The sequence below is a fragment of the Paenibacillus sp. VT-400 genome, from assembly GCF_001029205.1.
In the GTDB taxonomy this organism is placed as follows: Bacteria; Bacillota; Bacilli; order Paenibacillales; family Paenibacillaceae; genus Paenibacillus; species Paenibacillus amylolyticus.
The window spans coordinates 1-14,066 of record NZ_LELF01000062.1 but is presented as its reverse complement, the minus strand read 5'-3'; the positions used below and the strand labels follow the sequence as shown (position 1 = coordinate 14,066).

The 14,066-nt window shown below is 44.0% G+C and carries 14 protein-coding genes and 2 rRNA genes; 3 read left to right on the top strand and 13 right to left on the bottom strand.

Annotation, left to right across the window (positions count from 1 at the left end; translation table 11 throughout):
• Nucleotides 1–166 precede the first annotated feature (166 nt).
• On the top strand, nt 167–538 hold the full coding sequence (locus EL84_RS08545) for an ArsR/SmtB family transcription factor (protein WP_047841386.1): 372 nt from the start codon (nt 167–169) through the stop codon (nt 536–538).
• Nucleotides 539–690: 152 nt separating this feature from the next.
• On the opposite strand, the gene EL84_RS08540 is transcribed toward EL84_RS08545, so the two are convergent.
• The 11 genes from EL84_RS08540 to EL84_RS08490 form a co-directional block, all read right to left on the bottom strand.
• Complete coding sequence (locus EL84_RS08540) at nt 691–1,851, bottom strand: AI-2E family transporter (protein ID WP_047841385.1); 1,161 nt, start codon at nt 1,849–1,851, stop codon at nt 691–693.
• Between the two features lie 308 nt (nt 1,852–2,159).
• Nucleotides 2,160–3,194: an LLM class flavin-dependent oxidoreductase gene (locus EL84_RS08535; RefSeq protein WP_017690813.1), complete on the bottom strand. Its 1,035-nt coding sequence runs from the start codon at nt 3,192–3,194 to the stop codon at nt 2,160–2,162.
• Nucleotides 3,195–3,353: 159 nt separating this feature from the next.
• Nucleotides 3,354–3,665: an ArsR/SmtB family transcription factor gene (locus tag EL84_RS08530; RefSeq protein WP_036668255.1), complete on the bottom strand. Its 312-nt coding sequence runs from the start codon at nt 3,663–3,665 to the stop codon at nt 3,354–3,356.
• Between the two features lie 111 nt (nt 3,666–3,776).
• A complete protein-coding gene (locus EL84_RS08525; protein ID WP_047841384.1) occupies nt 3,777–4,358 on the bottom strand; it encodes an NAD(P)H-dependent oxidoreductase in 582 nt (193 codons plus the stop codon).
• A gap of 166 nt (nt 4,359–4,524) precedes the next feature.
• Nucleotides 4,525–4,947, bottom strand: a complete 423-nt coding sequence (locus EL84_RS08520) for a MarR family winged helix-turn-helix transcriptional regulator (RefSeq protein ID WP_047841383.1) — start codon at nt 4,945–4,947, stop codon at nt 4,525–4,527.
• Between the two features lie 171 nt (nt 4,948–5,118).
• Complete coding sequence (locus EL84_RS08515) at nt 5,119–5,796, bottom strand: NAD(P)H-dependent oxidoreductase (RefSeq protein WP_036614223.1); 678 nt, start codon at nt 5,794–5,796, stop codon at nt 5,119–5,121.
• A gap of 215 nt (nt 5,797–6,011) precedes the next feature.
• A complete protein-coding gene (locus EL84_RS08510) occupies nt 6,012–7,757 on the bottom strand; it encodes a methyl-accepting chemotaxis protein (protein WP_047841382.1) in 1,746 nt (581 codons plus the stop codon).
• 195 nt (nt 7,758–7,952) lie between these two features.
• Complete coding sequence (locus EL84_RS08505) at nt 7,953–8,411, bottom strand: DUF523 domain-containing protein (protein ID WP_047841381.1); 459 nt, start codon at nt 8,409–8,411, stop codon at nt 7,953–7,955.
• Between the two features lie 58 nt (nt 8,412–8,469).
• The gene (locus EL84_RS08500) at nt 8,470–9,753 is read right to left on the bottom strand and encodes a hypothetical protein (RefSeq protein ID WP_047841380.1); all 1,284 of its coding nucleotides are present in this window, start codon (nt 9,751–9,753) and stop codon (nt 8,470–8,472) included.
• Nucleotides 9,750–10,328, bottom strand: coding sequence for an RNA polymerase sigma factor (locus tag EL84_RS08495; protein WP_047841379.1), 579 nt, complete (start codon nt 10,326–10,328; stop codon nt 9,750–9,752). The genes EL84_RS08500 and EL84_RS08495 overlap by 4 nt, the downstream gene beginning before the upstream one ends.
• Before the next feature lie 230 nt (nt 10,329–10,558).
• Complete coding sequence (locus EL84_RS08490; RefSeq protein WP_047841378.1) at nt 10,559–11,293, bottom strand: class I SAM-dependent methyltransferase; 735 nt, start codon at nt 11,291–11,293, stop codon at nt 10,559–10,561.
• Nucleotides 11,294–11,455: 162 nt separating this feature from the next.
• Between EL84_RS08490 and EL84_RS08485 the strand changes: the two genes are divergently transcribed.
• Together EL84_RS08485 and EL84_RS08480 are read left to right on the top strand one after the other, a co-directional pair.
• Nucleotides 11,456–12,811, top strand: coding sequence for an MATE family efflux transporter (locus EL84_RS08485; RefSeq protein WP_047841377.1), 1,356 nt, complete (start codon nt 11,456–11,458; stop codon nt 12,809–12,811).
• Between the two features lie 379 nt (nt 12,812–13,190).
• Nucleotides 13,191–13,613, top strand: coding sequence for a hypothetical protein (locus EL84_RS08480; RefSeq protein ID WP_047841376.1), 423 nt, complete (start codon nt 13,191–13,193; stop codon nt 13,611–13,613).
• A gap of 159 nt (nt 13,614–13,772) precedes the next feature.
• On the opposite strand, the gene rrf is transcribed toward EL84_RS08480, so the two are convergent.
• A 5S ribosomal RNA gene (gene rrf / locus EL84_RS08475) occupies nt 13,773–13,889 on the bottom strand.
• Nucleotides 13,890–13,967: 78 nt separating this feature from the next.
• Nucleotides 13,968–14,066 (bottom strand): 23S ribosomal RNA (locus EL84_RS08470); the annotation flags it as partial.

Genomic DNA, 14,066 nt, shown 5'->3' with positions numbered 1-14,066 from the left:
GCACTCATTCATATGTTTGGTTACCCCTATTATATGCACGCCTAAACATGAGTGTCAACAATCGTTGTTGATTTTTCATACAGATTATGCTAATAGTAATCATTTCGCTTTAGGCGGGTTTTGGATATAATAGAGCTATAGTTGTTAACATAGGCGGTGATAGGAAATGGAACAACCGGTTAAAGCACCAAGCGAATGTGATGCAGCCTGCTCAGGTACTGAAGCCGACGTGCAGGCGATTCGCACTTCACTCATAGATCGGGAGACCTCTTCCGAGATGGCAGATTGGTTCAAGGCATTCAGCGACCCCACACGTCTACGTATTATTGATGCGCTGTTACAGAAGGAATTATGTGTTCATGACCTGACGGTTCTGCTCGACATGGGACAGTCGGCCATTTCACACCAGCTGCGTTCACTCCGTAACATGCGGATCGTCAAGCGGCGCAAGGAAGGCAAGACCGTGTACTACTCTCTGGATGATGCTCATATTGAGCAGATTTTCCTGCAAACGCTCCAACATATTAAACACAGCTAGGCAGCAGCCAAGCTTGTTCATGCAGAAGACCCCCCGCCTCTCGGCTGTATGCCGATGGACGGGGGTTCTTCTTGGTAAGGGTACCGTTTTATACAGGATACAAAGTGACTAAATCTTCTGATTAACTATCTCTTTGGAGCTTGCCACTTCGGTTATAAAAGATTGTTCTTGTTCGGGTCGTACAGGCCCGATCTGTCCTTAAACCAGTTGAAGATATGTGATACACATACTTTGAGCACCGCGTATCCTGGAACAGCGAGCAGAATGCCCACGACTCCAAACAGATTACCCGAAGTCAGAATGACAAAGATAATCGTGATAGGATGGATTTTCAGCGTTTTACCCATGATCTGTGGTGAGATGAATTTACCTTCAATTAACTGTACGATCGTCCATACGGCAACCATTTTCAGCAGCATCACCGGAGAAGTGACGAGTGCCACGATCAATGCTGGTGTAATCGCAATTGCAGGTCCCAGATACGGAACAACACTTGTAAACGATGCGATAATGGCAAGAATCAATGCATAATCCAGACCAATGACCATATAACCAATGTAGAGCAGAATACCGATGCAGAAGCTGACGATAATCTGTCCACGAATGAATGAACTGATCTGGTGATTGATGTCTTCCAGCACATGCATTGCGCCCGTACGGCTCTTGATCGGCAGGAAAGACAGAATTTTCGCTGGCAGCTTCTTGCCGTCTTTCAGCAGATAGAACAGAATGAATGGAACCGTTACGATAGACAGCACGGTCTCAGTGAAAGCTCCGAGGAATCCGCCCAATTTGGTCCAGGTCGAGTTCAGAATTTCAGTAGCCTTTTGGGAGATTGTTCCCCACCAGTCCTGCGAATTCAGATTCACCGTCTCCTGGAATTGACCGAACAGTTGGCTGCCCGTGAGTTCCTCAAACTGCTGTTTTACCGTCTCGCTGTAGGTTGGGAAATTTTCAATCAGCCCCATAATCTGGTTCCGTACAACCGGAATGACTGCCAGCACTACGACGGTCAGAATGCCTCCAATCGCAAGATACAGGATCAGAATGGACCAGCCCCGCTTAATTTTCCACCGCTCCATCACATCCACAATCGGATTAAGCAGATAGTAGAGTATGCCTGACAGAATAATAGGTAGCACAATGGTTTTGATGAGTACTGCGAGCGGATGAAGAACAAAGGATACTTTGGTCAGAACCATCACGTTCAGTCCCACCAACAGCAGAATCAGCAGAAATAGGACAAATTTGTTGTTAAGAAAAAATCGCTTGAATCGCTCCGGCCAAACGCGGGGTTGCTCAGGTTGCTCCATAGGCGTGTCGTCCTCTCTTATGACCCTTAATCAAAACTAAACTATAAAGCTAAATAAATGCCCACACACGAAAAAAATACCTTGTACAAGCCAACATATGTATAACACTCTGGATTTATACGTATGGTGCTGTTTAACCGTTTCAAATTAAACCGGTAAAGTCATTTTACCCCAAAATGAGTCTTCTGCCCCACACGAATCATTTGCAAATTCTCCCTATTCAAAAACGGCTCGCCTCACTGGGAGACGAACCGTAAATTTGTAGCTATACCCTACCATTAAGCCAGCTTTAACGCTGAAAATAAAGATTAAGCTTTTCCCGCCAATTGTGCGATTAACTCATAGGAATGCAGACGTGCCTTATGATCATAGATCATCGACGTAATAATCAGCTCATCTGCCTGTGTCTGCCGAATGAAAGATTCCAACTGTCCACGTACGGTTTCTGGTGAACCATTAACAGCTGCCTTCAGCGTCTGCTCCACACCAGCTTTCTCACGATCCGTCCATTTGCCTTCCATCTCTGCCGGAGGCTGTACCAATCCCGTTGTGCCACGAATAATGTTCAGGAACTGCTGTTGCATCGTTGTACCCAGCCATGCTGCTTCCTCGTCTGTATCTGCAACAACAGCGTTAACACCAACAATCACATGTGGCTCCTTCAAGCTTTCAGATGGTTGGAAGTTGTTTCGATACGTCTCTAATGCGATCCGGGTATAATCGGGCGAGAAGTGGCTGGCAAAAGCAAACGGCAATCCCAGCTGACCTGCCAGACGTGCACTGAAATCACTGGACCCCAGGAGGTAAATTGGAATATTCAATCCTTCTCCAGGAACTGCGCGAACAGGCGCATGATAAGATGTCGCCGAAGCATCAAAGTATGCTCTGAGTTCTGCCAAAAGCTCAGGGAAATCTTCCCCACTGTTCAGATCTTTACGTAGTGCAAGCGATGTACGGCGGTCACTACCTGGTGCGCGACCCAGTCCCAGGTCAATTCTGCCAGGATAAAGGGATTCCAGAGTACCAAACTGCTCAGCGATGACAAGCGGTGCATGGTTAGGCAACATGATGCCTCCTGAACCCAGACGAATCGTTTTGGTTCCACCAGCCAGATATCCAATAACAACCGAAGTTGCGGAAGAAGCAATACCCGGCATGTTGTGATGTTCAGCTACCCAGTAACGGTGATATCCCCAACGCTCTGCATGCTGTGCCAGATCGAGACTGTTGCGCAAAGCATCAGCAGGTGTTGCACCCACAACGACGGGAGCCAGATCCAGGATGGAAAGCTTAACGTCATTAATATGTTCTTTATGGGATGAAGCCGTATTTTCAGTAGTCATTATCGTTTAATCTCCTCGATGATTATATTTTTGTATATCCAGATATATAGATTAATTAAATCGCAACTGGATATGATGATGTGATGATAAACTAGCCGTTTACATCCGGACGGAATCCCTGCGTGCATATGCATCCTAGCTTCCGTTCCGGCATCCGGCTTATAACTCGTTCTGTACGTATTCGGCAAACTGACGTATCGTCTCCTCGTTGCGCCGATAATACGTCCATTGTCCTCTGCGCTCGGAGAGCAGCAACCCTGCCTTGAGCATAGTCAGCAGATAACTGGATATAACCGACTGAGCCAGTCCAGCCTTCACTTGAATCGTGCCAACACAGATTCCGTTCTTGCCACCATCCGGATGCTGAGATAGTTCCAGCGGTGGGAAGTGTTGCTCCGGGTTTTTGAGCCACAACAAGATTTGTCTACGTGTCTCGTTCGATAATGCTTTAAATATAAGTATAGGTTCCATGGGTAAATTATACCCCCTTTCATGCATTTTGCAAACACATGAACAAACAAACCGACTCATGATCGAGTCGGTCTGGTATCATATGGAATCCGTATGGATTCAACATCCATATTAGAAATTGGTTGTAATCGTCTGTTTAACCTGATCCAACATGGCTTGATATGCGGGTGCATTCAGGTATCCAATACTACCGAAGAGCAGATGATCTACGGCTTCAATACCTACAAAATCGAAGATACCTACGTCTGAAGTTAATTTCAGTCCAGCAGTCATGCCAATCTGATCATAAATTTCACTTGGTGTACCATGTGTGTTGATGATGAGTCCTTTTTTGCCTGTCAGCAATTTTTCAATTCCCGCTTCACCTGCTGCATATGCAAAACCATAGGCGAATACACGGTCAACATATCCTTTCATAATGGCAGGAAGACCTGTCCACCAGATCGGATAGATGAATGTGATAACTTCTGCATCCGTAACAAACTGTTGCTCTGTAGCGATATCCTGGGGTGTCTGTCCTGCACGCATGGAAGCTGTGTCAGCTTCAGTCAGTACGGGTTGGAATCCAAGCTTATACAAGTCACGAACGACTACTTCATGGCCTTGAGCTTTGAGAGCTTCTACAGCAGTATTGAGGATTGCGTTATTCAAGCTGTCTGTGTGCGGGTGAGCATATACGATAAGATGTTTCATGGTGTGAATCCCTCCAGGTTTGGTTTGAGTTAGGTTGCGAAAATGGGGTTACATTGATACGCTCCCATATACATAGATATCTATGTATATGGGTAAAAAATATTTGGGCTCCTCTGCCTCCACCCCAGTCAAATCTGGAAGGGTTGCAGACAGAAGAGTTAATTCATTATAACTTTCGGACAATAATGGATAGCAAGCTCTCCAATTGCTCCGACTGTTCATTGGACAAACCACTATAGATGATGTCATTAATCTGCTCTGATACCTGATGGAAGATCGGTTCGAGTCGCTTCCCCTGTTCGGTTAGGCGAATCATCGTCACTCGGCTATCTTCCGCACTCTTGTTGCGTTCAACATAGCCAAGCTTCTCCAGCTTGTTGACCAGTACCGTTACCGTTGGTTGCGTGCGTTGAACACGTTCAGCCAACATCTTGATCGACAGCGTCTCTTCCCGGTACAAGAACATCAATACATCTCCATGAGAAGGAACAATCCCTGTTACCTCATGCTGTTCCAATTCGTGTACAATCCGTTTGTTGACATGGTCTCTGATTCTTGCAATCAGTGCAATTGCGTTGTATTTAGGCATGACCTCATTATACATAGACATCTATGTATTTTCAAGTTCTTTTTTATACAAAAGAAAAACAGCCCTTTCCATCCTGCTAACATGTGGAAAATATCGGGCTGTTTCGATTCTACTTTGATCCTGATCTATAATGTTAGATCTTAGCTAATCGTTTTTGGATTCATGCTGAATTCAGTTAATCCATTGTGTGATTTTCTCAACGGATTGTCGGGACTTCTCACGCTGGGGCTCCTCTGCCCGATAACCGAAGGCTGCCATCATAGAGACGCCCCATGCGCCATTTTCCAGCAAGCCCTCTTCTTCCATAATACGGTGGACGCCCTCACGGCTGAAACCTTCGATTGGACAAGAATCAATCTCGATCTGAGCTGCCGCCGTCATCATATTGCCAAGTGCAATATAAGTTTGTTTAGATGCCCAGTCGAATAATGATCGTGGATTATCCAGAATCTTCTGGTTATTTTGAAACTTTCCATAAGCCTCACTTGTTAGCTCAAATACGTTATTTGGCATTCCCTTTGTTTCCTTCAACATGTACTCCGCATAGGGAGAATTATAACTGGCATCTGATCGGGCCAAAATAACAACAAAATGGCTTGCTGTAGCCAATTGCTTTTGAGCGCCGGAAGAGACTTCGGACAGACGCTTACGCAGGTTTGGATTTTGTACAATTAGAAACTTCCACGGTTCAAGACCAATGGAACTTGGAGATAATCTGCCTGTTTCCAATATAAATTGGAAATCCTCATCCGAGATTTTGCGGGTATCATCAAATATCTTTGTTGCATGCCGGAAATGATACGCCTTTAAAATGTCTTCCTTTGTCTTAGACTTTGCTGTAACTTCCATGGAGCTCCACGTCCTTTTTATTTATTTTTTTTTTATGTTGAACAATAATGTTAAAGTGGTTTCATCTCAAGTATTAGTTTAGGACCTATGTGTATAAATTAAAAGTACGCACATTATTGTTTCTTGGTTTATAAAAGTAAGTATTGGATGAAAGACAGCAATAATCCACTGGGCACATACATGGCCCTAGTGGATTATCCATGACTCTTTTCCTTTTAAATCTTGAAATCTTTAACCAGCTTATTCAGATTTAATGCGCTATCCTTCACTTGATCAGATTGTTTAACTACTTCCACAGATTGCGCAGCAGAAGCGACCATGTGTCCTGCGATTTCCTGACTGGATGCGGCTGATTGTTCACTGGCTGATGCAATCTCGTGAATGGAGCCCACTAGTATTTTGATATTCGCAGTCACTTGTTGTGAGGTTGCATTGAGATCTTTAACGGCATTGGCATGATCAAGGGAATCGACATAATACTGTTCAGCTGTATCCTCCAATAATTTATAATCTTTGCCAACCTGATTGAACATAAAGGATAGCAACTCTTTGGCATTCGAGGACAGATTGGTTACAGACTGCATAACTTCTTCCGTGACCTGCTGAATTTGATCGGCAGCCTGTCTGGAATCATCAGCCAACTTTCTAATCTCGCTTGCAACAACCGCAAAACCTCTACCTGCTTCTCCAGCCCTTGCAGCTTCAATGGATGCATTGAGTGCAAGCAGATTAGTCTGCGCCGTAACATCCAAAATGGATTGAGATAATATACCAATCTGATCTACAGCTGTTGCACGTTCCAGCGCTTCTGACATCTTCTTACTCGTATGATCATACATGTCTATGGCTGCTCGGCTCGATTCGCGGGCTTCCTGCTTCAACTTTTCAGCCTTCGTGCTGGTCACATAGGCGGACTCTGCTTGTTTAGATGTCTGTTCCGATATATATTCAGCTCCCTGTTGCATCTCCGCAGCCGAATGATTCATATTTTCCGTATGGGCTGAAGCCTCTTCCATTGCAGCCGAGAGCTCTTCAACTGTAGCTGATACTTCACGAATTCGTTCATTCAGACCAGCCATGTTCTGGTTGGTAAGATCGCTAACCTGGTTGATATGATGAGATTCCTGAACTACACCACGAATGACATTTGTTGTGGAATCGCTCATTGTACGAATAGCTCGTGCGATGACACTTATCTCATTATTTCCCTGTGTTAGATGCGGATCTAAGGATGCCGTTAAGTTGCCTTGCGTTATTTCTTCACAATAACGGGTGATAGCTTTCATTCGTTGACGTATACTGCGAATCACTACAAATGAAATAAGAATAAGTGCTGCAAGTGAAAACAAAAGAACCGAACCGAGCACCAATGCTCGCTGCTGAATTACTTCCTGTGTATCCGCATAGAGCTTGGCTGACTCTTCTTCGTTATGCGCACTCAAAAGGGTGATCGTCTCCACAATCGCTGTACTGCTTTTGTTAATTCTTCCTCTCTCTTCACTATCGTAGGTGCCCGACATCTTTTTGGTATCCATAATTTGCTCAATATCCTGATAATATGTATCCATCTTTGCTGCCAAATCTGCAAATATCTCTTTTTCTTTGGTATCCAATGTTCTTGCTGAAAATTCATTCAAACCATCCGTGATACTCTTCTTACCTTTCTGAACCTGATCGTACTGTTTGTCGGTATACTCTGCATTATCAAGAACCTTTGTATAATTGGCGCGCATATTATAGAAATTACTTTTCAATTCAAGAACATTGGTTTGATGCTGGAAACGGTCATTGTAGAGGATGCCTTGTCCCGTTTTTGCTTCGTTCATTCCGAAAATCCCAATCAGAAAAACAGTAAACAAGCCGATTAGACTAATCACAGTCATGATGATCATCGTTGTTGTTAATTTCATATTTTTGAGTTTATTTCCTTTCTTATTTTTTGGCTTAGACTGAATTGACATGATTATTCCCCCACTTTAAATAGTAGATAGCCTTATATATCTTATATCTATATCGTATGTATCCATATTGTTTGTTAGCATTTCAGGAAAATCGACTTTATTCATTTGATGAGAAAAGTAATGGGAGACAACAGAAAAGCCGCCAGGATATAATCCAGCGGCTTTTCTGTGAATATGAAACGATATCTGTGCGACCTATAGTTGCTCCATCCACTCATTTTCAGAAATGACGGTATATCCTTCTTGTCGCAGCAATGCTGATGTGACACCTTCACCAGTTACCTTGTGATTGGCAAAATTCCCATCATAGATCATCTGTGTACCGCAGGACGGACTAAACTCCTTCAGTACCACACACGATACATTCAATTCTCGCGCCCATTCGAGCGTCTGATAGGCTCCCTTAATATACAACTCTGTGACGTCCTTGCCACTTTTCTCGATCACTTTTGCAGTGCCTGCCAGTACGTCCTTGCCCGTGCCACCGATAATTTCAGCCGGTTCCCGTGGAGTGGAGAATCCGCCAAGCAGCTCCGGACATACCATCTTAGCCTGCTCCTGCTCCACCAGCTCCTGAATCTTCTCTTCCAGACTCGCTGTTCCGTTGTAACGGCAAGCTACCCCTGCCAGACATGAACTCACCAAATATTTCATCGTTATCTCCTTATACACATTCCATCTATGAAGTAAATTGTAACATATAAGATCAGCCCTATAACTCGCCTCTGGTGATCATCGTAATTTTTACATCTTCATTGTAGCGAACCCGTATCACATCTTTCGGCGACTCTAGTTCAAATATGGCAATCCCCGGATTATCAGCTTCCCTATGAAGACTGTATCCATCGAGGTTGACGTTGAATACTTCTTTAATCATCGGCGCTACTTCGTCCCTAAGGAGAGATTCCTTCACATCATAAATCTTCTGATGGTACGCCTCTACTTCATCCCAATTGGCAAAATCATCTCGATAAGAATTCTCCCCAATAATAGAGTAAACCTTAGTTTCTTCTCCTACAGTCATTTGAACCAAGTAATGATCATTGAAACTAAGATTAATTATATCTCTCCTAATTTCATCATCTTTGGAACGACTTACACCCCTAAGTTTTAGAGATGTTTCACCGAATACTGCATTAACGGCATCCTCCGCATCCGTCAGCGCTGCCTGGGATACTTGATCAGGTCTAAGGTCGCCTGTGATCGAGACAGCCTTGTCCTGCTGCCATACAATCTCCCCATAACCATCGCCAGTCTCATTCTCTAACGTTAATGTTGTATGTGATATCGGCTCCAATTCCCCTTGCTTCATACTCACAAAACGTTGGACTGATACAGGTTTAAGCGTTGGAGTGCTGCCTATACTTTGCAAAAGCGATGGAACTTGACGCAGATAACGGTGCTCCAACTCGCTTGGCTGCATCTCACGTCTCATTCCTAATTCACGCAGATTTCCTGTTGTCGCATCGAGCCATATCTGTGCATACTCCTTCTCACTTTCATTTCCAGCCTCTACATATATTCTGCCGGACACAGGCAAATCTTCCACTTTCGTAATCTTCAGCTGTTTACCCAGATCATCTCGCATCGTAGTGGCAACATTTCTTTTCATTTTGTCGGTTAGCAGATTTGTGTTCAAACCATCGGATAACTGTAACGCTGCTGTCGGATAGACCTGCTCGATCACGGGTTTCACCAGCTGTCCATCATCCCAGATCCATAGGAACAATCCAGCAGCAATAACCAACGCACCCGTGCCGGCAACAAGAGACCCTCTTCTAAGGCGACGCTTGTGTGACGCATTTTTTACTTGCGGTCTAAACGGCCTGGATGACCTGGAAGTCTTCTCTGGCCTATCTCCCTTGCTTCCCTCTTCCGACTTCTTCATCCACTCCACCTGTTGAAGCACCTTTCGCTTGTGATCCTCTGTAAAAGGAGACGAAGCAAACGGTCCCTTCCGGATTTCCTTCTCCCATTGCTCATCCTTGTGTGTCATTTGCTTCGCTCCTCCCATTGTTTCCGTACCTTATCCTTACCTCGGGATAGTCTGGATTTTACTGTTCCTAAGCTGATTTTCAACATCTCAGCAATCTCACTCGTCGTAAGCTCATACTTCAGATTCAGCAAAAGAATCTCCCGGAACTTCTTTGGCAACGCCAGAACAATATCCCAGATTTCATGGATATGCTCCTTACGCATCACTTCCATCTCGGCCGAAGGATGTGCAGACTGCTCTGCAATCATGACTCTTTGGTTCGAACCCCCATGCTCTGTCTCAATGGGTAACGTCTCTCCCCACAGACTGTTACGAAAAAATCTGGATTTTCGATATGTAAAAGTCGTGTTCCTAGTAATCGTCAACAGCCAGGTTTTCAGTGAGCAATCTCCACGATAATGAGCAATCCCCGAATACGCCCGAATAAATACCTCCTGTGACAATTCATCTGCCTGCTCGGCACTTTTGGTCAGAAAATAAGCGTAATTCCACACGTCATTTCCGTAGTCATCCATTATGCTGCTGAGTGTGTAATTGTCTATGGTCTGAGCCTGTGCCAGTAATTGATCATCCAACTGTTGTTCACCTCACTTAATATGACTGAGTCTAATGTGATTTGGTTCCCTGTTTTGGACATTATTTCTTATTATTGTAGCAAAATAAAAAAACAGCATGTTCAACATCGCTGAACACGCTGATTCCTTCAAGTTTGCTTAGTTAGAAATCTCTATCAGAAAGCTTTTAAGCGAACGCTCCACTTCCTCAGTTTCTTTCTGCCCTCTGGTCTATCATATCATTTTCATCGTTATACTTTCACAGCAGCAATCATCAGAAACATCGGTCTTCGATTTTCGTCTCGCATGCCTGGAACCTGTTCGATCATCTCTGGTGATGGTTTGGATTCAGCCACCTTTTGAATAGCAAACCCAGCCCTAATCAGTTCATTGAGATGTGTTGCCAGTGTGCGATGATATTTAACCACATCCTGATTCAGAAAGTTCGCCACACGCTTCCCTTCATCGTGGTAATCATCCACGGGCCAGTGTAAGATCTCACCTTCGGGTCCATAATGCCAATCCTGCGCAGCACGAGCGGTAAAAATGGGATGTTCAGATGAAAGGACAAACGTGCCCCCTTCTACGAGACAATCATTGATCTTAGCATACACCGTGTCTAACCGTTCAATATAATGAAAAGCCAGCGAACTGATCACAACGTCGAATTGTCCCGGTGCAAATTCAATATCTTCAATCGCCAGCTGCTCGTACTGGATCTGTGGGTCGTCCGTCATTTCACGAGCACGCTGAAGCATATTTTCGGACAGATCTACACCGATCACTGAACTCGCTTGTTGCTCTCGCGCATACCGGCAATGCCACCCAAAACCACATCCCAAATCCAGCACACGCTTGTCCTTCAATTCAGGCAAAAGAGTCTGTAGTTCATGCCACTCCCCCGCTGCATCCAGCCCTTGAACGGAACGAGCCATCTTACTGTAGTTGTCGAAAAATTCAGCTTCATCGTATTTATTTTGTTTCATCAAGAGATTCCTCCCGCCTTATAAATATCCACCTACTCTATCACATAAACGATATTTAATCGCAAAAGTTGCCAAGAGAATTCATGGCGTGTTATCATACAGAACGAACGTTCAGTATTATTAAATACAGAATGAACATTCAGTTTACTAACGGAGGTCATTATGAATACGAATTGGACGCATCCATTGGAAGGGCAATCTGTAGGTAAAGCTTTTATAAGTTACCTCGTGCCTTCTGTATTAGGGATGCTGGTAGTTGCTTTTAATTTTATTATCGACGGCATTATGGTTGGACACAAACTGGGTTCTACCGCAATGGCCGGGATCGGCATTGCCTCACCTGTCTACACGCTCTTTGTTGCCATGTCGCTGTGGATTGGTATGGGCGGGGCAACGTTGTACTCCAACGCTATGGGTAGAAAAGATATCACTTCAGCCAAACAAATTTTCACCAAATCCATTATGCTCATTATGTTAGTTACGGTAGCCATTGGATATGTTGCATTTACATTCAAAGACAAACTGGTATACTCCCTCGGTGCAAACGCCGAGACCTTCCCGTTTGCTTCAGACTATATGAATATCATGTTATTGTTCGGGTTTGTTTTCACCATCGAGAATGCACTCTCTATCTTTGTACGAAACGATGGGAACCCCAACACATCCATGTACGCTCAGATTACGTTTGCTGTAGCCAATATCATCATCAATTATATAACACTGTATGTACTCGAATGGGGTGTACGCGGTGTGGCCCTCGGTACAATTGTATCGGCGTCTCTTGCGCTACTTGTCCTGTTTACTCATTTTTTCAAAAAAACAAATAATCTCACGTTCACCCGGTTCAAATGGAACAACAAACTGCTGGCTTCCCTTCTACTCATTGGTTTCCCCAGCTTTCTGGCTGAACTTGGCATGTCGGTCTTCTCTGTCTCTCACAATATCTCCATGGACCGCATTGCGGGTACGGATGGTGTAGCATCCTTTACCGTGTTGAACTATATTCATGGTGTGGTACTGTTAGCGTTCCTGGGTCTGGCGTCTGCTGCCCAACCTCTGATCAGTTATTATCATGGTGCGAAACAGATTAAACGGGTACAACAAACGATACGTTTAGCTACCAAAACGGCTCTGGCTTGCGGTCTACTATTACTGATTGTTGTTCAGATCGGTGCACCTTATTTCGTGCAAATCTTTGGAAACTTCAGTAGTGGCGTAACGGATAATGCCGTTTACGGATTACGTATATTTACATTTGCCTATGTATTTATGGGTGTTAACTTTGTCATGAGCACCTATTTCCAATCTGTAGGCAATGCCAAAATGGCCATTTGGATCACAGCTGCGCGTGAAATGATCATCATGATTGCGTTGATTGCGATCCTGCCTTCATTTTTTGGTGTCACGGGTGTGTGGCTTGCCGTACCGCTGTCCGAAATGCTGGTTCTTGCAACCATAGCCATGTACTATAGAAAACGATCCCTAACGGATCGAATACACGCGTTGCGTCCTGAGTAGCCATAATGGATTAAATGAACGTATAGAGAACAGATATAGTCCTGCTCGGTCTACATAGATCGGGCAGGACTTTGTTATGCTTGAAGCAAATATAATCAGAACCAAATATCGTATCGTCCATTGCTATTAACAGTTGCTTGAGCACTATAGCTATAGAAAATGTGAATGATGTATGAATAAAGTGTATATTTAACAAAAGTGGGATATAAAACTATCTTTATATAATTGTATATATTTGTTAATTGGAGTATGGTTGTCTTGTCAAACTATATACGGCGCCAGACCTCCCCTCACTTTTATCCTAGGAAATGACTGTGAGGAAAGCTACTGCGAGTATGAGCAATCCCGACTTATATATATGAAAAGGAGATGTTCGATTGTGAAGAAATATCAAAAAACTGCAATTTCAGCTCTCTCTTCCATGGCTTTGCTCCTAGCATCTGTTCCAGCAGTATTTGCTGATGAAACGTCTATGCCTATAATTCCTTCACAAGATACTCAGATAAAACTGGAACAAGAAGCTACTATCTTTGCCCAAAACCTTATAGTAGAGTATTTCGATGGAGGTTACTCAACGGATATATATTTGAGTGGGAATGTCACGTTTTCTTTTCTTCCTCGTTCGACTGGGGAATATGTATTTAATGTTGTTGATATGAGTGGAAATTTGAAGGGAAGTGGACGAGTAATCGCATCAGACTTGAGAACGAAAAACATCACTTTAAGTAATTTGTATGGTTACCATAAAATCGTAGGGTACTCACCTAATGGTGGGGGAGGAGATTACCAAATTCACTATTAAAATATACTAAGTCGTAGGAATCATACTGTATTTGTTTACTTATGGAATGTCATACAGCGCAGGGGAGACCCCTCGGCTTTCACTCAATTCTTTATATGCAATGTATAAAATAGTAACACAAAAAGACACACTCGATATCATCAAGTGTGTCTTCCTATTGCTTGGCGGCGTCCTACTCTCCCAGGACCCTGCGGTCCAAGTACCATCGGCGCTAGAGGGCTTAACGGTCGTGTTCGGGATGGGTACGTGTGGAACCCCTCCGCCATCGCCACCAAACGCATAGCATAGCTTACATTCAGAGATCGTTCTCTGAAAACTAGATTCGAAACGAAACACGCGAATTACAACTTGCTATTGGATAAGCCCTCGACCGATTAGTACTGGTCAGCTCCATGCATTGCTGCACTTCCACCCCCAGCCTATCTACCTCGTCGTCTTCAAGGGGTCTTACAT

Excerpts from the sequence above, each read along its gene's own strand:
- EL84_RS08545 (WP_047841386.1), top strand. The coding sequence starts at position 167 with ATGGAACAACCGGTTAAAGCACCAAGCGAATGTGATGCAGCCTGCTCA.
- EL84_RS08540 (WP_047841385.1), bottom strand. The coding sequence starts at position 1,851 with ATGGAGCAACCTGAGCAACCCCGCGTTTGGCCGGAGCGATTCAAGCGA.
- EL84_RS08535 (WP_017690813.1), bottom strand. The coding sequence starts at position 3,194 with ATGACTACTGAAAATACGGCTTCATCCCATAAAGAACATATTAATGAC.
- EL84_RS08530 (WP_036668255.1), bottom strand. The coding sequence starts at position 3,665 with ATGGAACCTATACTTATATTTAAAGCATTATCGAACGAGACACGTAGA.
- EL84_RS08525 (WP_047841384.1), bottom strand. The coding sequence starts at position 4,358 with ATGAAACATCTTATCGTATATGCTCACCCGCACACAGACAGCTTGAAT.
- EL84_RS08520 (WP_047841383.1), bottom strand. The coding sequence starts at position 4,947 with ATGCCTAAATACAACGCAATTGCACTGATTGCAAGAATCAGAGACCAT.
- EL84_RS08515 (WP_036614223.1), bottom strand. The coding sequence starts at position 5,796 with ATGGAAGTTACAGCAAAGTCTAAGACAAAGGAAGACATTTTAAAGGCG.
- EL84_RS08510 (WP_047841382.1), bottom strand. The coding sequence starts at position 7,757 with ATGTCAATTCAGTCTAAGCCAAAAAATAAGAAAGGAAATAAACTCAAA.
- EL84_RS08505 (WP_047841381.1), bottom strand. The coding sequence starts at position 8,411 with ATGAAATATTTGGTGAGTTCATGTCTGGCAGGGGTAGCTTGCCGTTAC.
- EL84_RS08500 (WP_047841380.1), bottom strand. The coding sequence starts at position 9,753 with ATGACACACAAGGATGAGCAATGGGAGAAGGAAATCCGGAAGGGACCG.
- EL84_RS08490 (WP_047841378.1), bottom strand. The coding sequence starts at position 11,293 with ATGAAACAAAATAAATACGATGAAGCTGAATTTTTCGACAACTACAGT.
- EL84_RS08485 (WP_047841377.1), top strand. The coding sequence starts at position 11,456 with ATGAATACGAATTGGACGCATCCATTGGAAGGGCAATCTGTAGGTAAA.